The organism is Nocardia macrotermitis, from assembly GCF_009604405.1.
GTDB lineage: Bacteria > Actinomycetota > Actinomycetes > Mycobacteriales > Mycobacteriaceae > Nocardia > Nocardia macrotermitis.
This window is the reverse complement of sequence record NZ_WEGK01000019.1, coordinates 102,993-124,295: the sequence shown is the minus strand read 5'-3', so window position 1 is coordinate 124,295 and position 21,303 is coordinate 102,993. Positions and strand designations below refer to the sequence as shown.

Genomic DNA, 21,303 nt, shown 5'->3' with positions numbered 1-21,303 from the left:
CAGCGGGTTTCCCGGACTCGGATCAGCCGACCGATCGAAGAGAGCCCATCAGCGATGCCGAACACCAGCGCAAAGTCGGCCAAGGCCATCCGTGCCGCCGCCCGGTCCGCTCCCGCGAGTAAATCCAAGGGCGGTCCGAAACTGCCCGGGGGTGGTCGGATCCAGTGGCCGATCGTCGGCGGCGTCGTGGTGATCGTGGCGTTGGTGGCAGCGCTCGCGGTCTATCTGGTGCCGAAGTATCAGCAGAAGGCCGATGCGCAGAAATTCACCCCGACCGCGGACCACAAGGATCCCTCGACCGATATTCCGGGCGTGGTGCACAAGGAGTATCCGGCCGGACTGCACGTCTCGGCGACGCAGCGGGTGGCCTACGACATGACCCCGCCGATGGGCGGCCCGCACGACGCGTCCTGGGCCACCTGCACGGGCGTGGTGTACGGCAAGGCGATTCGCACCGAGAACGCGGTGCATTCGCTCGAGCACGGCGCGGTCTGGATCGCCTACAACCCCGACAAGGTGACCGGTTCGGCGCTGGATTCGCTGAAGGACCGGGTGCAGGGCAAGCCCGCGATGTTGATGTCGCCGTATCCCGGGCTGGATCATACCGTATCGCTGCAATCCTGGGGGCATCAGCTGAAGCTGGACGATCCGAAGGACAAGCGCGTCGGCGAGTTCATCACGGCGCTGCGGTTGAATCAGTACACCTATCCGGAGGTCGGCGCGGACTGCGCCAATCCGACGTTCGACACCGACAATCCGCCCGCGTTCGACGCGAGCGCGCCGGGTAAGGATGCGATTCCCATGGACGGCAAGGGATTGCAGACCGATCCGAGTGAGATGGGTGGGGCGTTGCCGGGTGGGATTCCGGGGATTCCGGTTCCGTCGGGTGGGGGGCAGTTCGTTCCGGGTGCTGGTCGGTAAGTGAGTAACAGCGGGTGTTCGGCCGATGTCGATGCCGGGGAGGACCCGGTGTCGACCGAGGCTGTCGGCGGGAACGAATCCGGGCGGGCCGACGATCCGGATGATTCCGACGCTGTGCGGGCCGAGAGCGGTCTCGGCGAATCTGGTCGGGCGGCGTCTGCGGATCTCGACTCGACCGAGGCCGATGGGTCCTCGCCTCGACGCCGCACCACGTTGTTCGTATTGCTCGGGGCATGTTTGCTGCTGACCGGGTTCGCGATCGGGGTGATCGCGCGGATTCCCTTGCAGGACAAGGGGGATGCCGCGCCGAATGCCGTGGATGTCGGGTTCTGTCAGGACATGTCGGTGCATCATGCGCAGGCGGTGCAGATGGCGGCGCTGGAGTTGTCGGGTGGGAGTGATCCCGAGATCAAGCGGTTCGCGTACGACATTCTGACCACCCAGCAGAATCAGGCCGGGCGTATGCAGGGCTGGTTGCAGCTGTGGCAGCGGCCGAGCGTGGATCCGGACGGGTACATGGGTTGGATGAGTGCGCACGGCGGCATGCACGATTCGATGGGTTCGATGCCCTCGATGTCGATGAGCGCGCAGCCGACCGGGGCGGTGCAGTCCATGCCCGGTATGGCCACCGCCACCGAGATGAACCGCCTGCGCCAACTCACCGGCCCCGAGCAGGACACCCTGTTCCTGCAACTGATGCTGCGTCACCATCAGGGCGGCATCACCATGGTCGACTACGCGAGCACGCACGCCGACACCGACGCCGTCCGCACCCTCGCCACGAGTATGAACGCCACCCAGCAGGGCGAGATCCAGCTCATGACCCAACTCCTCACCGCCCGCAACGCACCCCCACTCCCCATGACCTGACCCGCTCGAGCCCGCTTTTTGGCTCACGGCCGATGATGCGATACGCTTTCCCAGCCCGATCGGACGAAAGACGAACGGGTCCATCCCCGCCCTCGTAGCTCAGGGGATAGAGCGTCTGCCTCCGGAGCAGAAGGCCGCAGGTTCGATTCCTGCCGAGGGCACCGAAACCCTGATCAGTGCGACTGGTCAGGGTTTTTTCGTTGTCGGGCACGCGAGGTGGGCGCGGATCGCGGTTGTCCGGATCGGCTACGGTTGAACCGGATTCGACGGCTCGAACAGGGATGGACAACAGGTGGCAATCGCGTGGCACTCCTCGGCGAGTCCTCGATCGGGCCACCATGTAGCCGAATTGCGCACGGGGAGTTTGCGACACACTGATCGTCCGGTTCGGGTTTCATCGAAATCGACTGCACTACTTGGCATTTCATCCTGCGATCCGCGCTATACTGAATGCTCGAGCCGGATGCCGGATGCCGGATGCCGGATGCCGGATGCCGGATGCCGGATGCCGGATGCCGGATGCCGGATGCCGGATGCCGGATGCCGGATGCCGGATGCCGGATGCCGGATGCCGGATGCCGGATGCCGGATGCCGGATGCCGGATGCCGGATGCCGGAAACCGGAAACCGGGTGATCGGTCGGTCCCGGTGGCGGTTCGGGGATCGATATCGGTTGCGGGCCAGCGATTTTCCGATCGGGGGACGGTGCGGTAGTGGATGGGGAACGTGGCGTGTCGCGCCGCCGCAGCGGCGAGGCATGGTCGACCCGCACCGATGACACGACGTGGAAGACCTTCACCGAGGGCAAGTTCCACGTGCTGCTGGTCGCACGCAGCCCGACCTCGACTTATCGTCTGCTGGAGGCGATCTCGCTGTTCCGCGACGACTTCCGGATAGAGTTCGCATTCACCACCGACGACAGGTCGGCCTTCGGCGCCGACGTCCCCGAGCTACTGCATCGCAGGGGCGCGAAGATCATCGATTGGAAACGAGTCCGGCGCGGGAAGGTGCGGTATCACCTCACCTTGTGCGCCAGCGAGACCATCGATTTCTCGGCCCTCGACGGTCCGATCTTCCTGCTCGCACACGGCCTCGGGTTCAACAAACTGGTCTACGCGGGTAGGGGAAAAGAGCTGCGCATCGCTGGCATCCCACCGCGAAAGGCGCTGCGGACGCGCGATATCACCATCGCACTCTCACACCCCGGACAGCGCGAGGAGCTGCTCGCCGCCGTGCCGGAGACCGCGGGCCGGACCGTGCACATCGGCGACCCGACCTTCGAGCAGATGCTCGCGAGCGTCGATCTGCGCGACGACTACCGGGAGGCGCTGGGCACCGGCGACCGCACCCTGGTAACCATCGCCTCGACCTGGGGGCCGGAGTCGGTGATCGGGTGCGATCCCAACGTCGTGACGCGACTGCTGGCCACGTTGGATGCCGATTCATACCAGGTAGCAGCCATATTTCATCCCAATATCTGGGCGCTGGAAGAGAAGCTGCAGATCGAGACATGGTATTCGTCCGCGCTGCGGGCCGGGCTCGCGGCGCTGCCGCCCGAGGCAGGTTGGCAGGCCACACTCATCGCCGCCGACGTCGTTATTTCCGATCACGGCTCATTGGGGCTGTTCGCCGCAGGTTTGGATCGCCCACTGCTGATGGCAGGCGCTGCGACGGAGACGGTTCCGGGTACGCCCGCCGAGGACCTTGCCCGACTGGCCCCGACCTTACGTTTCGACGGCGATCTGGCTCATCAGATCCATTGCGCCCGTGAGCAATACAAGGCTGGGAGAGAAAGACACGATTCCGGGCGATACCAGCACATCATCGATCGGGTGTTCGCCGGTACCGAAGGGGCTACCCTCGCCCTCCAGCAGGCGCTCTACGGAAAACTCCGTGTGGAGCCGCTGGCGCACACCGACTCGGTGATTCGAATTCCGGTCCCACACTGCACAATTCAGGATGTCACCGGATACACGGTGCACACCGTCGCGCCGGTCGACGACACGCTGGCACTGGTGCGGTTTCCGGTATCGGTGCGGCACTACGCGTCCTCGACGGATGACGCCGAAACCCATGTGGTCATCGATTACCGGGAACTCGAAGTGAAGGCCATGGAGCGTGCTGCCGCCATCACCCGTAGCGGGATACTGGATCCCGTTCCCGCACAACGCTGGGCGGTCTCGACACTGACCGCTCATCCGGGCGCGAGACTTGCGGTCGCACCGACACCGCAGGGCTGCCTCGCGGTGATTCGCAGGCATCGGAACGTGCTGATCACCTCCGAATCCGATGTCGCACAATCGGTTCAGCTGATCGCATCGGCGATCTACTGCTGCCTGCTGGACGGTTCACTCACGGATCGAAAACTGACCATCCAGGCCGGAATCAAAAGGCTCCCTGTCGAATTCACGATCGATCGGTCAGCTGAGCCAACTGTTCGGTGAGCTCACGCACCCGCGCGCTACCCAGATCACGATGGATGACGAGCATCTGTTCCAGCGAGGTTCGCATGAGTTCGGTGTCCTGGGTGCGCTCGGCCAGACGGAACACCTGCTCGTGCGCGCCTGCGGCGTAGAACGCGTATCCACCACCAGTTGTCAGGATGCTGATCGCATTATCGAGTTGTGCACGCGCACCAGCATATTCACCGCGTTCGGCGGATATCTTACCCAGCTCGGTAAGAGCGCGGCCCTCCATCTTGGGCTCTGGCTTCGGCAGCGCCCGCAACCTTTCCACCGCGGATCGTGCTGTGCGCTCGGCTGATTCGAGGTCACCGAGCCGGTACAGCATCTGTGCGCGAAAGACGGTTACGAAAGCGATTCCCCGGGCATCGTTTTCGGCTTCGAACAGCGCGCTCGAGTGTGTGTACGCTTCCAGCGCCCCGGCGGGATCACCCATGACATCGCGATAGCGACCGATCATCTCCCATACCGATCCCAGCAGCCGACCCTCACCGATGGCTTCGGCCAACGGGAATGCCTTGACGAGCAATTCGTCGTGCGCGCGCTCGAATTGTTCCAGCTCGAGCAAGGGGCGGGAGACATAACTGCGCAGCCGCGCCTCCGCTCGGACGTTACCGGCCCTGTGGGCCGAGGCCGCACCGATCTCACTCGATACGGTCCAGTCCACGAAATAGCGGCGCTGCGAATACAGCGCGGACAATGCCTCAGCCAACTGCCAGGACCAGTCGTGCCACCCCTTGGCCGCGACGACCCGCTGGAGATCGAGCAGGTTGGCCCGCTCGACTTCGAACCACGCGTAGGCCGCGGTATCGTCGCGGTCATCGGCGAACGGGGATTCCGCACCGGTGGCGACCTCGTCGGGAGTGCATCGAAAACGCTTTTCTCCCATGATCTTCCGATCGGCCTGCGCCGCACGCCGCACCAGATGACTCGCAACTCGCGCCAGCGCGGCCTCCCGATCGGCACTGTGATCCATGTACTCGGACAATTGTGCGGCGTACTGAGACAGCAAGGGGTGCAAAGACATTCGACCCGCCGAGTCTTCGACGAGGAATCCGGCGTCGATGAGTGAGTAGATCGCGGCATCCCGCACGACGGGGCCGCGGTCCAGCAACACGTCCAGGGTCTCGGCGGCCAGATCCCGCCCCGGAAATATGCCCAGCAACCGGAACAGACGAGCGGCCTCGCCGTCCAAGGCTTCATACGATTCGGAGAAGACCGCGGTCACCTTCTCCCAACCGGCCCGGGTGAACGGCGCGACACCGCTGTCATCGGCATCGATCGAGGCCACCAGGGCTTCCACCCGCAGGCTCGGACGCGCCAGCAGCCGGGCCGCCGTGAGTTTGAGCGCGACGGGCAGGCCCGCGCATCGTCGGACGAGTTCGGCGACGGCGAGGGGTTCGCGCTCCACGCGCTCACCGACGAGTGCGGTGAGCAGATGAGTGCCGGCGATGCCGTCCAGCGGTTCCAAGTGATGCCCCCACGCACCGTCGAGCACCAGTTCGGTGAGCAGCTTGTTACTGGTCACCAGCACCGCGCTGGTCGGACCGCCGGGAACGAACGGCACCACCTGCGCGGCATCGGTGACGTCCTCCAGCACGATCAACACCGATTTCTCTGCCGTGATGCTGCGCAGACGGTTGGAGCGTTCTTTCAGACTGCTCGGAATCGCGTCGGTGGCGATACCCAGTGCGGCCAGGCAGGCCGCGAGCCCGTCGGACACCGACGTCCGCTCCCCCGGCCCCGAACCGAATTCGACACACAGTTGACCGTCGGCGAATCGCCCTGACGCTATTGCCTTTTCGACACTGCGGCGCACGAAGGCGGTCTTGCCCACCCCCGGCAGCCCCGAGCACACCCCCACCCGGGCATGGCCGCTGTCATCGGCCCAGAAACCGTCACTCCACTCCAGAGCAGGCTTCCGATTCACGAAGTCCCGAGGTGCCAGAAGCACCTCGTGCGGCACCACCATCCCAGACCCTCCCTAGCCGTGCCCACCAGCGAACCGAGCCACGCGGCATCCCGCCCACGCAGACAACCGCAGCCCAACTGTACCGGCAGCAACGAACATTCGACCATCGGACGAACACCTCGGTACCGATGGAAGTAACGCTCAACGGCCAACCGGCTATGGACGGACGTCACCCAAGGCCCGAGGTGGATCAACGAGCGCTCCCGGTACCGACACGCTCCGCCGATCCAGAGGAGCGAAACGACCATGACCGCACCCCGCGAACCGCAACCGTGGCTGCCGATCCCAGCCTCTTCACCGATTCAGCCAGTCAATTGCCCACTGCTCGACATCGGCGACATCACGGTATTTCCCGGCGTGATCTACACGCCATCGGGTCGAATACCGTTGCGGGGAGCAGTCTGGACCGCCATCGACCGTTTCCGGCTACATCCAAGTGGCGGTGAGCCATACCGGGCGTCATCACGCGGTACTGATCCCGCTGCCTCCGGCCATGATTCATTCGTCGAGGTGATGGCGCGAGTCTCCTACGCGCGATCAATCAGTATGTAGCCCTTGAAGACACATGATGCAGCCTCACTTCTCTGTCCGCTCGGACTGCGATCGACGCCCGGATCACCTTGATACACAGCATCAATCAGGGAGACTTGCGGGAATCACCTTGCCCGGGTTGAGGATTCCCAGGGGGTCGAGGGCTTGTTTGATGTTGTGGTGCATGGCCATTGCGACGGGGTCCAGTTCTCGGGCGAGGCCGGGCATCTTCAGGAGGCCGATGCCGTGTTCACCGGTTACGGTGCCGCCGAAATCCAGTGCGGCGTCGATGATGTCGGCGAAGGCGGCTTGGGCTCGGGCGCGGGCGGCCTCGTCGTCGTGGGAGGTGATCAGGAGCGGGTGGAGGTTGCCGTCGCCGGCGTGGGCGATGTTGGCGATGACGGTGTCGTGGTGCTGGGCGATTTGTTCTATGCGGGCGAGCATGGCGGGGACCGCGCGGACGGGGACGCAGATGTCTTCGGTGAGAACGGGTCCCAGGCGTTCGACGGCCGGATAGGCCAGGCGGCGGGCCTGGAACAGGGCCTCGGACTCGGTTTCGTCGGTGGATACCGCACTCCACGTCGCGCCCGATTTCTCGAAGCAGGCGCGCATGGTCTCCGCGTCGGCCTCGCCGACCGATCCGGCGACGTCGACGCGACCGAGCAGGACGACCTCGGCGTCGACCGAGAGCCCGAGTTTCTTCCAATCATCCACCGCGCGTAGGCAATGCCGGTCGATGAGTTCGAGCGCCGAGGGGATCACCTCGGAACCGACGACGGCCTCGACGGCCCGCCCGGCATCCACGATGGAGTCGAAATATCCGGCCACGGTGCGCTCGGCCGGACGACGTGGCCGCAACCGCACCGTGATCTCGGTGATGATGCCGAGCGTCCCCTCCGAGCCGACCAGCAATCCGGCCAGGTCGTACCCCGCCACCCCCTTCGCGGTGCGGCGGCCCAGCCGAACCAGATCCCCTGTGCCCGTGACGATCTGCATACCCAGCACATAGTCGCGGGTCACCCCGTACTTCACGCAGCACAGCCCGCCCGCATTGGTGGCGACGTTGCCGCCGATCGTGGACCACGGCGCACTCGCCGGATCCGGCGGATACCAGAGCCCGTATGCGGCGCAGGCGGTCCGCAGATCCTCGTTGACCACGCCCGGCTGCACGACCGCGACGCGCTCGAGCGGATCGATCTCCAGCACCGCGTTCATCCGCTCGAAGGACAGCACCACGCTGTCGCGGGTCGCGTTCGCCCCACCGGACAGCCCGGTCCCCGCCCCGCGCGCGATCACCGGCACGCGATGTTCGGCGCACCACCGCACCATCGTGCGGACCTCCTCGGCCGACCGCGGCCGCAACACCGCCAGCGGCGGCTCGTAGGGAGCCCATTCGGCCTCGTCGTGCCCGTATCGTTCGATCACGTCCGGATCGGTGACGACGCGCCCCTCGGGCAGCCGCGCGGCCAGTTCCTCCACCGAATGCACCACCGCACCTCGCCTTTCTCGCACGCGTCGCACGTCCGCGACGGCAGTTCAACCCTACGACCCGCCGCGACACGCACCGCGCGGGTCAGGACTCGCCGGGACGGATCGTCAGGTAGCGCTGGAGTACGGGGGCGATGCTGGCGGTCAGTTCGGCGGGCGTCATCGCGACCATCGGTTCCAGGCGCAGCACGTAGCGGCACAGCGCCACGCCGAGGACCTGGCTGGCGATCAGGCCCGCGCGGCGCGGGGCGTCGGCCGGATCGCCGACGCGCAGCACCATCGGCATGATCTGTCCGGCGAAGATCCGCTGGGCGCGCTTGCCGACCTCGTCGTCGGTCACCGCCGAGCGCAGCAGGGTCAGCAGGATCTCGTCGCCGGGCGGGGTCTCCCACAGTTCGAGGAATCGGCGCGCGATCGTCTCGCCGAGTGAATCCTGTTGCACCACACCGAGATCCGGCAGTTCCAGATCGATCTCGAGGGCCGCGTCGAACAACCCCTCCTTACTGCCGTAGTACCGCATCACCATCGACGGATCGATTGCGGCGTCGGCGGCGATGGCCCGGATGGTCGCCTTGCGGAAGCCGTCCTGCGCGAAGCGGTGCCGGGCGGCGGCCAGGATGGCGGCGCGGGTGGCATCGGAGCGGCGGGCGGTGGTCTCGGCGGTCATGCCAACAAACGTAGGCCAACAACTGTTGACGCGCCACCTCCGGAGTTCTATCGTTGATGTCAACAGTCGTTGGCCAACAAGTGTTGGCAAACCAGAGGAGCCGTTATGAACACCGTTCCCGCCACCGCCTCGGTCGTCGTCATCGGCGCCGGTCCCGCCGGTCTGACCACCGGAATCGCCCTCGCCGACGCGGGCGTCGACGTGGTGCTGCTGGACCGGCTGGCCGAGGGGGCGAACACCTCGCGCGCCGCGGTCGTGCACGCCCGCACCCTCGAGGTCCTCGACGAATTCGACGTCGCCGCCGAACTCAACGAACGCGGACTCGTCGTCGGCCAGTTCGACCTCAACGACGGCCCGGAACGCCTGGCCACCATCCGCTTCGACGACCTGCCCACCCGATTCCCCTACGCACTGCTGATCAGCCAGGCCACCACCGAGGAGGCGCTGCTGGCCCGGCTGCACCGGGCGGGCGGCACGGTGCTGCGGCCGTACACGGTCACCGCCGTCCGGGGCGACGACACCGGCGTCACCGTCGAATTCACCGATGCCGCAGGCGATTCCGGGTCCATCCGGGCGGACTACGTGGTCGGCGCGGATGGTATGCACAGCGTGGTGCGCGAACAGGCGGGCATCGGATTCACCGGCGCGAGCTACCCGGAATCCTTCGCACTGGCCGACGTCCGGATGGACTGGCCGGATCCGCGCACCGAGGTCGCGCTGCACCTGGCGCCGGAGGGATTCACCCTGGTCGCGCCGCTGCCCGACGAGCAGGACGACCGGTTCCGCATCGTCGCCACCGTGGACGAGGCCCCCGAACAACCCGACCTGGCCTTCCTGCAAGCCATCATCGACGCGCGTCGTCCGGGCGGACGGATCCGAGAAGTGTTGTGGAGCTCGCGTTTTCACGTCCACCACCGGCTCGCGGACCACTACCGCGCGGGCCGCGTCCTGCTCGCCGGTGACGCCGCCCACGTGCACAGCCCGGCCGGTGGGCAGGGCATGAACACCGGCATCCAGGACGGCGCGCTGCTGGGCCGGTTGCTCGCGCGGGTGCTGCACGGCGAGGCGGACACGTTGCTCGATCAGTACGAGGCGACCCGTCGTCCGATCGCGCAGGACGTGGTCACGCTCACCGATCGCATGACCCGCATGGCCACCCTGCGCCCGCGTCCGGCTCGCGCCCTGCGCAACATCGTGATTCGCACCGCGGTGCTGTTCCCGTTCGTGCGGCGCGCGATCGCCTTCCAACTCGCCGAACTCAGCACCCGCTGAACCCGGCGATTCCGCTCAGCGAGACCGTCCGCGGGAATTCCCCCAGGCGGTCCTCGCACGCCGATACCCTCGTCGATCAGACCTCCGTCGAAAGGGCGAGCGAGATGAAATTGATGTACGCCCTGTGGGGTTCGGATCTGCGCGACACGCTGCGCTCCCCCGCGTCGCATCTCCGGCTGGCCCGCGCGGGCGCTGCGGAATTGCAGGTCAACGTGGTCGATGACGATGTCGCGGCGGCGGCGTTGCGGCTCTCGACCTACGACGAACCAGTGGCCGCCGTGGTCAGCGTGTGGACCGCGGCGGAACACGAGCCGATCACCCGCGAACTCGATGCCCTCGCCGATCGGGTCGAAGGCTGGATCGTGCAGGAGCGCGTCCCGATGCCGCCCCCGGCGACCGCCGACGGCACCCGCTTCGACGCGCTGTCCAATCTCGCGTTCCTGCGCACTCCCTCGGAGATGACATCCGAAGCGTGGCAACGGTATTGGCACGACGTGCACACCGCGATCGCCATGGAGACGCAGGCGACCTTCGGTTATCTCCAGAACACCGTCGTCTCGGCGGTGACTCCGGGACGTCACCTCGACGGTCTGGTCGAGGAACTGTTCCCGATGGCCGCCATGACCGATCCGCACGCGTTCTGGGGTAGCGGCGGTGACGACGCCGAGTTGCGACGCCGCGTCACCCGGATGATGACCAGTATCGCCGCCTTCGGTGCCGACCGGGATATCGATGTGGTCCCGACCAGCAGATATCACTACACCCTGCGCTGAATCCCCGGGTCGCCGACGACCGCGAATCACCCGGGACCGTCGTGCCCGCGACACCCACGTGCCGTAGTCTGCGCGATGACGGTGACCACGCTCGCGTCGGCGGGCGGAACGGGTGCGAACGGGGATGCGCTGATGACGTGCTGTGGTCCGAATCGGCGACGGATGCTGGCGGCGCTGGCTGCCGCACCGATCATGTTGGCGACGGGAACCGCTCGGGCACAACCGAATTCGATGATCGCAACCGATCTCGAGGTGGTCACGCTGACGCCGACCTCGGCGATTGCGACCTGGACCACACTGGGAACCGATGCGGCCGGTAATCGGATCCCGGTGGATGCGGGCACGCAGGTCCGCCTGACTCCGGCCGATGCGGTGGGCCCGGCCAGGCTCGTGCACGACGACGCGGACCGCACGCCCTACCACTACGCCGAAGTCACCGGGCTCGAACCCGGACGCAGCTACCGTTTCGAGGCGTGGTCCGACGGCGTGCGCGCGGTTCCGGCGGCGACCGTCGTGACGCATCTGCCCGGAAGTCCCGAATGCACAGGGGTTTTCAGCACCCTCGCACTGCCGCCGGGCCGTCTGCTGCGCACCGTCGCGCTGTGCAACGACGTGCATTTCGGCGAGGAGATCGCCGGTCTGATCACGAACGGATTTCCGCCGGGCGTGCGCCAGGAGCCGGGGCTGGCACCCTATCCCGAGGTGATGCTGACCGCGATGCTCGACGATCTGCGGCGACCCGACCGCGGCGCGAACCAGCTACTGCTGGCCGGTGACCTCACCGCGGAAGCCACACCGGACCAAAGTCGTGCCGTCCGAGCACATCTGGACAGCTGGGGCAGATCCGGACGGGATTGGTTCGCCGTGCGCGGCAATCACGACCGACCGCACGTCGGCGCTGACTACGCCGCGTGCCGCCCGGTGTCCGACGCCGATCACCACGACTGCTGGGGCGAATCATTCGGCGCGCGAGGACAACTCGTCGATCATCGGGTAGGCGAGCTGCGCCTGCTCGGCCTGGACACCACCCGCCTCGACCAAGCGGGCGGCACCATCGATCCCGATCAGTTCGCTCACCTGCGCGAGGTGCTGCGCGCCGATCCGGACCGTCCGACACTGGTTTTCGGCCATCACCCGGTCACGCAGAATTCGGCCCTGTCCAATATCAACGGCCCCGATTTCATCCTGAACCGCGCCGACGCGACCACCCTGCAGAACCTCTACCGCACCGCCCCCGGCGTCTTCCTGCATCACGCGGGCCACACCCACCGCAACCGCCGCACCGCCCCCGACCTCCCACTGAACGTCGAATTCCTCGAGGTGGGCGCGGTCAAGGAATACCCCGGCGGCTACACCCTCGTCCGCGTCTACGAGGGCGGCTACACCGTCAACTTCTACAAGACCCGCACCCCCGCCGCCCGCCGCTGGAGCACCCGCAGCCGCGCCGAATACCTCGGCCTCATCCCCGAATACACCCTCGGCACCACCGCCGACCGCAACCACGTTGTCCTACGCGACTTTTCGGGCCTGGGCTAGCCACATTCCGACCCGGTTCCGCCAACCCCGTTGAACGCCGACAGCAATGTTCGCGGCCCGGCTTGCCGGTCGGACGCGTGGCGGGTGCGAGGAACGAGTGCCCGACACGGGGCCGACCGGTGAGCCTCGAGGGGCCGCGAACCCGCCGGAGCGGAGCGAAGGCCAAGGACACCGTCGCGGCCCGGCTCGCCGATGAGACGCGTGGCGGGTGCGAGGAACGAGTGCCCGACACGGGGCTCATCGGCGAGGCTCAAGGGGGCCGCGAACCCGCCGGAGCGAAGCGGAGGCCAAAGATACAGAGCGAGTGGCGGGAATCGAACCCGCGTACACGGTTTTGCAGACCGCCCCCTAAACCACTCAGGCACACCCGCATCGGAATTCGATAATGCCTTTCGAAGTCCCGGCGGCACAGGATTGCGGTCACCATGATCGAAAACCGACTTATTGGGGCGCTCACACCCGTATGACACGGGAACCGGCATTCTGGGCCTCCCCACTAGACTCGTCGGCATGGCTACACCCCGCCCGCTGCCCCTGGACCCGATCGCAGAGGCCCATCGCCAGTGGACTTCGCACGGTTGGGGGGAGGTCGCGGACGGGATGGCGGCGGTGACGTCGCTGGTGCGGGCGCAGCAGATCGTGATGGCGCGGGTGGACGAGGCGCTGCGGCCCTCGGGGTTGACGTTCTCGCGGTACGAACTGCTGGCGCTGCTGAGTTTCAGCCGGACGGGGGCGTTGCCGATGGCGGTGGCCAGTGCCCGGTTGCAGGTGCATCCGACCAGCGTCACCAATACCGTCGACCGGCTCGAGGCCGCCGAACTGGTCAAACGGGTCCCGCATCCGAGTGACCGGCGCGCGACGTTGATCGAGATCACCGAGGCCGGTCGCCGAGTGGTCGCGCAGGCGACCGAGGAATTGAACGATTCGGTCTTCGCCCGTCCCGGCCTGCCGCCGCAGCGACTGCGCCAGCTATTGCAGCTACTGTCGGAGTTCCGACGAGCGGCAGGCGATTTCGATATCGGCGACACGCCGACACACTGGTCCTGACGGGCGCAACCATCCGACCGGTAGGCACGAATTCCGGTTTCGAACGCTGATCGCACCCCCTCCGGATAACCATTCAGCATCCTGCCAGCGACATGACCCCCATGACCTTCCCATCCGGGCGCGAAAGGTTCACCATGGAGGCCATGGTGCTGGTCTTGGGGGTGTCGGCGGGCGCTGGAGGAGCCCGCGCGATGTTGACGCACTCCGATCAGCCGCATCTGCCACCGATCGATCGCTGCACCGTGCCGCGCCGAGCCGGGGGTGGCGTCGAGGAATCGGTGTTCACGGCCATCCGGCTGATGCGGGACGCGGCCGCGCAACGCGAGGAGTTCATCACCGGTATCGCGGTCACCTGCCGCTGCTCCCTGCACGAGGAGGCGGTGCGCGCCCAGGCCGGACGCAGCCGCCTGACCATCGTCGACGAACCGCTGGCCCAGCTGCGTTACCTGCGTTTCAGCGGGCAACTCCCCGACGACGGCGCGGTGCTGCTCTACGATCTGGGCGCGTCCGGGCTGACGGTCACCGAGGCCGATTGCGCCACCGACGCCATTCTCGCGGTCCGCCGCAGCACCGTGCTGGGCGGCGACGGACACGACGCGCTGCTGCGGTGGCATCTGGCACACAGCGGACTCAGTATCGATAAACCGACCAGCCGCGCCTACAAGGAGGCGTTGACCGCCGAACCGGTGCTGACCGCGACCGATCCGAGCAGCGGTGCGCGAATGGTGGTGACGCGCAGCGATTTCGAGGAATTGGCCGACGCCGGAATTCACCATTCGGTGTCGTACGTGCGGCAGATGATCGAGGAGACCGGTGTCCCGCCGAAGGCGATCGCCCTGCTCGGCGGCTGTTCCCGCAATCCCGGCATCCGCGACGCGCTCGGACAACTGCTGGATCTGCCGGTCATCTACGATCCGGAACCGGAATTCGTCTCCGCGCGCGGCGCGGTGCTGATGGCGACCCAGCTGCCCTCGGCCCGCCGGGTGCGGGGCGTGCGATTCGGAGCCCGCCCGACGCTGCGCCCCGTCGAGACCGCGCCGGTGTCCAAACGCAAACTCGTTGCCGCACTTGCCGTTACGGCTACCCTGGGCGCGACGGTCGCGGGTCTGCTGAGTACGAACCGGGATTCGACCTCCCCGGCCCCGCGCAACACCACGCCGACCCCGGTCGAGATTGCGGGTACTCCGGTGAATCAGTTGCCGCCCAAGTGATTTCGGATTCTCAGATACCGTCGAAGGTCAGTGTGGTGTGCATCAGGCTCATCGCGGCGGGACACGGATCGGGTTGCGCGGCACGGTCGCGATTCTGCACCCACCAGGTGACCGTTCCGCCGTCGGCGGCGGTCACCCCGCAACTGCTCGGGTCCTGCGGATCACGCCAGTACATCGCGCCGAATCGGTCGACCACCACTTTCTCGATCGAATACCCGTACTGCGCGGCGACCTGCGTCTCCCGCATCAGCACATCCCCGGAGAACCAGCTGTAGCTGATATCGATTGTGCCGCTGGGGGTTTGCGCGATCCAAGTACACGTGGTCGGCGCGCTCTCCCGACGCACCGAGGTCGCCCGCAGCTGTCCGGCGATGGCCTGATCGCTCACCGGACCGCACCCGGCGAGAATGTTCGCCGCCGCGGCCGGGGTGCTCTGCGTCTGCGGGGTGCCGCCGCCGGAACATCCGGCCACCGTCGCGACCACCAGCACCGCGAGCGCCGCCCTGCCCATCGCCCGCATCGTCATCCCACCTTCGCGAGAGTGTCGGCGGCGAGTTGCTCGAGGTCCGAACATCCTTGCGGCCGTGCGGGTTCGAGCCCGCTGCCGGTGAGTATCCAGTCGATGAAATCGTTCCCGCCCGAGGCGACCGCGATCTCACACGCCTTCGCGCCCGACCACAGCATGCCCGGACGCCCCGCGACCTGCACGGTCGACGGCGTACCGAGGGTGACCTGCCCGCGCCGATCCGGCAGCGAAACGCCGCGGAACCACTGGAAGATCACCGCGTAATCCGCACCCGTGCCTGCATCCCAGCTGCATCGCATGGGATTCGCGGCCACCTGCTGCACGCCGGTGAGCCCAGTGGCGCGGGCGATATCGGCGTCCGAGACCGAACCACACCGCCCGATCGCGACGGCCTGCGCCGGGACGGCGGGCACACTCGATCGCGGCGCCGCGGACGGACCGCCCGCACTGCCGCACCCGGCCACCGACAGCACCGCGCAGGTCAACACCGCCGCCCCTGCCACCTGCTTCCACACCCAGCCGAGACTACGGGAAATATCCCGCCCGCAGCGCTCAGCGGTTGTGGAAATCGGCCGCGCGCTTCTCCACGAACGCGGCCATCCCTTCCTTCTGATCCTCGGTCGCGAACAGCGAGTGGAACACCCGGCGCTCGAACCGCAGCCCCTCGCCGAGGGTGGTCTCGAACGCCCGGTTCACCGACTCCTTGGCGATCATCACCGAGGGCAGCGACATGGACGCGATGGTCTGCGCCGTCTCGAGGGCCACGGTCAGCAGGTCCGCGGCCGGGACGATGCGCGAGACCAGACCCGCGCGCTCGGCCTCCTCGGCGTCCATATTGCGGCCGGTCAGGATGAGATCCATCGCCTTGGCCTTGCCCACGGCCTTGGTCAGCCGCTGCGACCCGCCCATACCGGGGATGATGCCCAGTTTGATCTCCGGCTGACCGAATTTCGCGTTGTCCGCGGCGATCAGCAGATCGCACATCATGGCCAGTTCGCACCCGCCGCCCAGGGCGTATCCGGCGACGGCGGCGATGATCGGCTTGCGGAACGCGGCCACCCGGTCCCAGCCGCCGAAGTGATCAACCAGGAACATGTCCATATAGGACTTGCTCTGCATCTCCTTGATATCCGCACCCGCGGCGAAGGCCCGCTCGGATCCGGTGAGCACGACCGCGCCGACGCTCTCGTCGTTCTCCAGCAGGTCCAGCGCCGCCGAAACATCCAGCAGTACTTGGGAATTGAGCGCGTTGAGGGCCTTGGGCCGGTTCAGCGTGAGCACCGCGACGCGGCCGGTGCGCTCCAGGAGAATGGTCTCGAATTCCGGTCCGCTGCCCTGCGGTGCGGATTCGTCCTGCGAAGTCATCTGGTGTTCCTCTCCCGATCGAGTCCGGACATCGGTGACCCTAGCCGAGTGGTCACCGATCGCCTCGGCTTGGTTGATGATTCGAATTGCTCGATGATTCAGCCTGCGGCGCGCGGTGCGGCCAGGCCCAATTCGTGGTCGCCGAGTGCGCGGAAATACGGCTCGACGTCGGCGTCGGTGACCTCGGCGAGGGTGGCCGGCGACCAGTGCGGGTCGCGATCCTTGTCGATGACCTGTGCGCGGATACCCTCGACCAGATCGTGCGTGCGCAGCGCGGCGATCGAGACCCGATACTCCTGATCCAACGCTTCCTCGAGATTCGCGGCGGCGCCCGCGGCCCGCAGCGATCGCAGCGTAACCTTCAGCGCCACAGGTGATTTCGAGAGGATATCGGCGGCGGCACGCGCGGCCTCGGCCCGGCCGTCACTCTGCAACCGGGACACGATCTCCTCGACGGTGTCCGCGCCGTAGCAGGAATCTATCCAGTCCTTGTTCGCGACGAAGGACGAAACCGGCGCCGGCTGAGCGAATTTCGCGATCGCGATATCGGGTTCGGTCGTGTGCAGCGCGTCCAGCAGGGCCGGAATCTGTTCCGAGGGAACGAAATAGTCGGCGAATCCGGCGGCGATGGCATCTCCGGCGCTCATCCGCGCGGTGGTCAGCGCGACGTGCGTGCCGATCTCGCCGGGCGCGTGCGAGAGCAGATAGGTGCCGCCCACATCGGGGACGAAACCGATTCCGGTCTCGGGCATCCCGACCATCGACCGCTCGGTCACCACCCGATACCCGGCGTGCCCGGACAGGCCGACGCCGCCGCCCATCACGATGCCGTCCATGATCGCCACATACGGCTTGGCGTACCGGCCGATGAGCGCGTTGAGAATGTATTCGTCGCGCCAGAACCGCCCGCTGGGCGAGTCGACGCCGGAGGTGTCGCCGTTCTCGACGGCGTTCTTCGCGTCGCGGTGGATGGCGACGATATCGCCGCCCGCGCACAGCCCGCGCTCGCCCGCGCCGGTGAGCACCACGGTCCGCACCCGGTCGTCGTCGGCCCAGCTACGCAGGGCGTCGAGGATGGCCGTGGCCATCGGGTGGTTGAGCGCGTTGATGGCCCTGGGCCGGTTGAGCGTGATCAGGCCGAGCCCGTCGCGCACCTCGATCAGAACCTCGGGCTCGCTCATCTGCTGTCCTTCCCACCGTCGGGCCATTGTTAGGTCATCCTAGATTCGGATATCCACTCGAAGTTGCGGGTGTGACCCACCCCATCACGACGCGCCGGAACGCTGGCGCGGCGACCCCGGCCACAGTACAGTTACTTTGACGTCCTACTATCGGGACATCAAATTTATTCGACGGCCTCTCTGATGGAGGATGTCATGGCCGACCTGCACACTCCCGTTAACCCGGTTCGCTTCGTGACCTCCGCGGCCCTGTTCGACGGGCACGACGCCGCGATCAACATCATGCGGCGCATCCTGCAAGCGCAGGGCGCGGAAGTCATCCACCTCGGGCACAACCGTGCCGTCCAAGAGGTGGTCGACGCGGTGCTCACCGAGGACGCGCAGGGCGTCGCGATCAGCTCGTATCAGGGCGGGCACGTCGAGTACTTCGAATATCTGGCCAGCGCGCTGCGCGAGGCCGGCGCCGGGCAGGTGCGGATCTTCGGCGGTGGCGGCGGCGTCATCGTGGACGAGGAGATCAACCGCCTGTCCGCGGCCGGGGTGCGAATCTTCTCCCCCGAGGACGGGCAGCGGCTGGGTCTGCCGGGCATGATCAACGAGCTCGTGCGCGACTGCGATGTGGATCTGTCGCGGGAGCCCGCGGATATCGAGGCCGTGCTCGCCGGTGATCGCCGGGCGCTCGCGCGGACGATCACCTGTCTACAGCAGGACGCGCTGCCCGAGGCCGATCTCGCGACGCTGCGGGCCGCGGCGGCCGCGCGGAACGTGCCCGTACTCGGTATCACCGGCACCGGTGGATCCGGAAAGTCCTCGCTCACAGACGAACTCGTGCGTCGGCTGCGTTCGGATCAGCAGGACAAGCTGCGCGTCGCGATCCTGGCGGTGGACCCGACGCGGCGGCGTGGCGGCGGTGCGCTGCTGGGTGACCGGATCCGGATGAACTCGCTGGACGGTGAACACATCTACTTCCGTTCGCTGGCCACCCGGGGTGCCCACGAACTGCCGGTCAACACCGACACCATGATCCTGGCCTGCAAGGCCGCCGGATACGACCTGGTCATCCTGGAGACGCCGGGTATCGGTCAGGGTGACGCGGCCATCATCGACCACGTCGACCTCTCGCTGTACGTGATGACGCCCGAGTTCGGCGCGGCCTCGCAGCTGGAGAAGATCGACATGCTCGACTTCGCGGATGTGGTGGCCATCAACAAGTTCGAGCGGCGCGGTGCGGCCGATGCGCTGCGGGACGTGTCGCGGCAGCTGATCCGCAACCGCGAGGCGTTCACCAGTACGCCCGATGACATGCCGGTCTTCGGGACCAGTGCGGCGACGTTCAACGACGACGGTGTGACCGCGCTGTACCAGCATCTGGCCGCGCGGTTGGCCGAGTCGGGGCTGCCGGTCGCCGAGGGTGTGCTGCCGCGCGTGGAGACGCGCGCCTCGACGCGGTTCGCGCAGATCATCCCGCCCGCGCGGGTGCGGTATCTGGCCGAGATCGCGGAGACGGTTCGTTCGTACCATGCCGAGACCGCGGCGCAAATCGTTGCCGCGCAACGGGTTCAGCGGTTCGAGCTGGTGCTCGAGGAACTGGTCGGGAATGCGGCGGCGAGCGACGGCGAGTCGGCGGTGGCCACGCTGCTGGATGCGGCCCGCACCGAGTTGAGCGCGAACAATGCCGCGCTGCTGAAGGATTGGCCCGCGTTGGCCGAGTCCTATCGCGGCGAGGAGCAGGTGGTGCACATCCGCGATCGCGAGCTGCGCACGACGTTGCGGCGGAAGTCGTTGTCGGGCAGTTCGATTCCGCGAGTGGCGTTGCCTCGGTTCACCGATCACGGTGAGCTGCTGCGGTTCCTGCGTGCGGAGAATCTGCCCGGACGTTTCCCGTTCACCGCCGGGGTGTTCCCGTTCAAGCGGGACAACGAGGATCCCGCGCGCATGTTCGCCGGTGAGGGCGATCCGTTCCGGACCAACCGCCGGTTCAAGGTGCTCTCCGAACACGCCGAGGCCACCCGGTTGTCCACCGCGTTCGACTCGGTGACCCTCTACGGGCACGACCCGGCCGAACGGCCCGACATCTACGGAAAGGTCGGCACCTCAGGGGTTTCCATCGCGACGCTGGACGATATGAAGGCGCTCTACGACGGCTTCGATCTGACCGCGCCGACGACCTCGGTGTCGATGACCATCAACGGGCCCGCGCCGACGATTCTGGCGTTCTTCCTGAACACCGCGATCGACCAAGCGCTGCAACGGTTCTCGGACTCGGAGGGTCGCGCACCCGACGCCGCCGAGGCCGCCGGCATCCGGGCGCGCACGCTGGCCACGGTGCGCGGCACCGTGCAGGCCGACATCCTCAAGGAGGATCAGGGCCAGAACACCTGCATCTTCTCCACCGAATTCAGCCTGCGCATGATGGCCGACATCCAGGAATGGTTCGTGCGCAACGACGTTCGCAACTTCTACTCGGTGTCGATCTCGGGCTATCACATCGCCGAGGCCGGGGCGAACCCGATCAGTCAGCTGGCCTTCACGCTGTCCAACGGATTCACCTACGTCGAGGCGTATCTCGCGCGCGGCATGAACATCGACGACTTCGCGCCGAACCTGTCGTTCTTCTTCTCCAACGGTATGGATCCGGAGTACTCGGTGATCGGCCGGGTGGCGCGGCGGATCTGGGCCGTGGCCATGCGCGACAAGTACGGCGCCAACGAACGCTCGCAGAAGCTCAAGTACCACGTGCAGACCTCCGGTCGTTCGCTGCACGCGCAGGAGATGAACTTCAACGACATCCGCACCACGTTGCAGGCGCTGATCGCGCTCTACGACAACTGCAACAGCCTGCACACCAACGCCTACGACGAGGCCGTCACCACGCCCACCGAGGAGTCGGTGCGCCGCGCCCTGGCCATCCAGTTGATCATCAACCGGGAGTGGGGCCTGGCGATGAACGAGAACCCGCTGCAGGGCAGCTTCATCATCGACGAGCTCACCGACCTGGTCGAGGAAGCGGTACTGCGGGAGTTCGAGCGCATCTCCGAGCGCGGCGGCGTGCTCGGCGCGATGGAGACCGGCTACCAGCGCGGCCGCATCCAGGACGAATCCATGCTGTACGAGCAGCGCAAACACGACGGCACGCTGCCGATCATCGGCGTCAACACCTTCCGCAACCCGCACGGCGAGGAACACCGCGAAATCGAACTGGCCCGCGGCACCGAGGAAGAAAAACAGTCCCAGCTGCACCGCACCCACGATTTCCAGGCCGATCACCGCGACGCCGCACATGCGGCCCTGGCCCGCCTCGACGCCGCCGCCCGCACCGACGAGAACGTCTTCGAAGTCCTCATGGACGCCGCCCGAGTCTGCACCCTGCAACAGGTCACCGACGCGTTCTTCACCGTCGGCGGGCAGTACCGCCGCAACGTCTAGAGCTGTTCGCTCGGGCGCCGGCGGCAACACTCAGCGCAATCGACCTGTGTGCATG

Annotated in this window: 16 protein-coding genes and 2 tRNA genes; 10 read left to right on the top strand and 8 right to left on the bottom strand. The window is 66.9% G+C overall.

All coding sequences use genetic code 11. The features are described from left to right. Positions 1–54 precede the first annotated feature (54 nt). The 4 genes from NRB20_RS32295 (at position 55) to NRB20_RS32280 (ending at position 4,235) form a co-directional block, all read left to right on the top strand. Entirely contained in the window at positions 55–921 is an 867-nt protein-coding gene (locus tag NRB20_RS32295; protein WP_153415193.1) for a DUF3105 domain-containing protein, read from the top strand. Positions 922–1,035: 114 nt separating this feature from the next. Further along, the gene (locus NRB20_RS32290; protein WP_406603907.1) at positions 1,036–1,791 is read left to right on the top strand and encodes a DUF305 domain-containing protein; all 756 of its coding nucleotides are present in this window, start codon (positions 1,036–1,038) and stop codon (positions 1,789–1,791) included. Positions 1,792–1,879: 88 nt separating this feature from the next. Further along, positions 1,880–1,952 (top strand) — tRNA-Arg (locus NRB20_RS32285). A 552-nt stretch (positions 1,953–2,504) separates the two neighbouring features. Further along, positions 2,505–4,235: a hypothetical protein gene (locus NRB20_RS32280; RefSeq protein ID WP_153415192.1), complete on the top strand. Its 1,731-nt coding sequence runs from the start codon at positions 2,505–2,507 to the stop codon at positions 4,233–4,235. Here the strand turns inward: NRB20_RS32280 and NRB20_RS32275 are convergent. The 3 genes from NRB20_RS32275 to NRB20_RS32265 all read right to left on the bottom strand — a co-directional run bounded on the left by NRB20_RS32275 (position 4,198) and on the right by NRB20_RS32265 (position 8,911). Next, complete coding sequence (locus NRB20_RS32275) at positions 4,198–6,225, bottom strand: NB-ARC domain-containing protein (protein WP_153415191.1); 2,028 nt, start codon at positions 6,223–6,225, stop codon at positions 4,198–4,200. The two genes, NRB20_RS32280 and NRB20_RS32275, sit on opposite strands and share 38 nt — an antisense overlap. A 633-nt stretch (positions 6,226–6,858) precedes the next feature. Beyond that, positions 6,859–8,244, bottom strand: coding sequence for an FAD-binding oxidoreductase (locus NRB20_RS32270; protein WP_319945670.1), 1,386 nt, complete (start codon positions 8,242–8,244; stop codon positions 6,859–6,861). An 85-nt stretch (positions 8,245–8,329) separates the two neighbouring features. Further along, complete coding sequence (locus NRB20_RS32265) at positions 8,330–8,911, bottom strand: TetR/AcrR family transcriptional regulator (RefSeq protein ID WP_153415190.1); 582 nt, start codon at positions 8,909–8,911, stop codon at positions 8,330–8,332. 105 nt (positions 8,912–9,016) lie between these two features. Here NRB20_RS32265 and NRB20_RS32260 point away from each other — a divergent pair, with 105 nt between their 5' ends. From NRB20_RS32260 to NRB20_RS32250, 3 genes are all read left to right on the top strand, one after another. Next, positions 9,017–10,183 (top strand): FAD-dependent oxidoreductase, encoded by a 1,167-nt coding sequence (locus NRB20_RS32260; RefSeq protein WP_153415189.1) that lies wholly within the window; start codon positions 9,017–9,019, stop codon positions 10,181–10,183. Between the two features lie 104 nt (positions 10,184–10,287). Next, positions 10,288–10,956 carry an EthD domain-containing protein gene (locus NRB20_RS32255; RefSeq protein WP_153415188.1) on the top strand — a complete coding sequence of 223 codons (669 nt, stop codon included), beginning with the start codon at positions 10,288–10,290 and terminating at the stop codon, positions 10,954–10,956. A gap of 75 nt (positions 10,957–11,031) precedes the next feature. Beyond that, the gene (locus NRB20_RS32250; protein WP_227834078.1) at positions 11,032–12,492 is read left to right on the top strand and encodes a metallophosphoesterase; all 1,461 of its coding nucleotides are present in this window, start codon (positions 11,032–11,034) and stop codon (positions 12,490–12,492) included. A gap of 299 nt (positions 12,493–12,791) precedes the next feature. Here the strand turns inward: NRB20_RS32250 and NRB20_RS32245 are convergent. Beyond that, positions 12,792–12,863 (bottom strand) — tRNA-Cys (locus NRB20_RS32245). Positions 12,864–13,002: 139 nt separating this feature from the next. Between NRB20_RS32245 and NRB20_RS32240 the strand changes: the two genes are divergently transcribed. Together NRB20_RS32240 and NRB20_RS32235 are read left to right on the top strand one after the other, a co-directional pair. Beyond that, on the top strand, positions 13,003–13,539 hold the full coding sequence (locus NRB20_RS32240) for a MarR family winged helix-turn-helix transcriptional regulator (protein WP_153415187.1): 537 nt from the start codon (positions 13,003–13,005) through the stop codon (positions 13,537–13,539). 92 nt (positions 13,540–13,631) lie between these two features. Further along, the gene (locus NRB20_RS32235; protein WP_227834077.1) at positions 13,632–14,750 is read left to right on the top strand and encodes an Hsp70 family protein; all 1,119 of its coding nucleotides are present in this window, start codon (positions 13,632–13,634) and stop codon (positions 14,748–14,750) included. Between the two features lie 10 nt (positions 14,751–14,760). Here the strand turns inward: NRB20_RS32235 and NRB20_RS32230 are convergent, their stop codons facing one another. The 4 genes from NRB20_RS32230 to NRB20_RS32215 form a co-directional block, all read right to left on the bottom strand. After that, positions 14,761–15,276 carry a DUF3558 family protein gene (locus NRB20_RS32230; RefSeq protein ID WP_194290087.1) on the bottom strand — a complete coding sequence of 172 codons (516 nt, stop codon included), beginning with the start codon at positions 15,274–15,276 and terminating at the stop codon, positions 14,761–14,763. After that, positions 15,273–15,791: a DUF3558 family protein gene (locus NRB20_RS32225; protein ID WP_153415185.1), complete on the bottom strand. Its 519-nt coding sequence runs from the start codon at positions 15,789–15,791 to the stop codon at positions 15,273–15,275. The genes NRB20_RS32230 and NRB20_RS32225 overlap by 4 nt, the downstream gene beginning before the upstream one ends. 37 nt (positions 15,792–15,828) lie before the next feature. Next, positions 15,829–16,641 (bottom strand): enoyl-CoA hydratase, encoded by an 813-nt coding sequence (locus NRB20_RS32220; protein WP_153415184.1) that lies wholly within the window; start codon positions 16,639–16,641, stop codon positions 15,829–15,831. Between the two features lie 98 nt (positions 16,642–16,739). After that, complete coding sequence (locus NRB20_RS32215; RefSeq protein ID WP_153415183.1) at positions 16,740–17,822, bottom strand: enoyl-CoA hydratase/isomerase family protein; 1,083 nt, start codon at positions 17,820–17,822, stop codon at positions 16,740–16,742. 195 nt (positions 17,823–18,017) lie between these two features. Here NRB20_RS32215 and icmF point away from each other — a divergent pair, with 195 nt between their 5' ends. Next, on the top strand, positions 18,018–21,248 hold the full coding sequence (gene icmF, locus NRB20_RS32210) for a fused isobutyryl-CoA mutase/GTPase IcmF (protein WP_153415182.1): 3,231 nt from the start codon (positions 18,018–18,020) through the stop codon (positions 21,246–21,248). Positions 21,249–21,303: the final 55 nt, after the last annotated feature.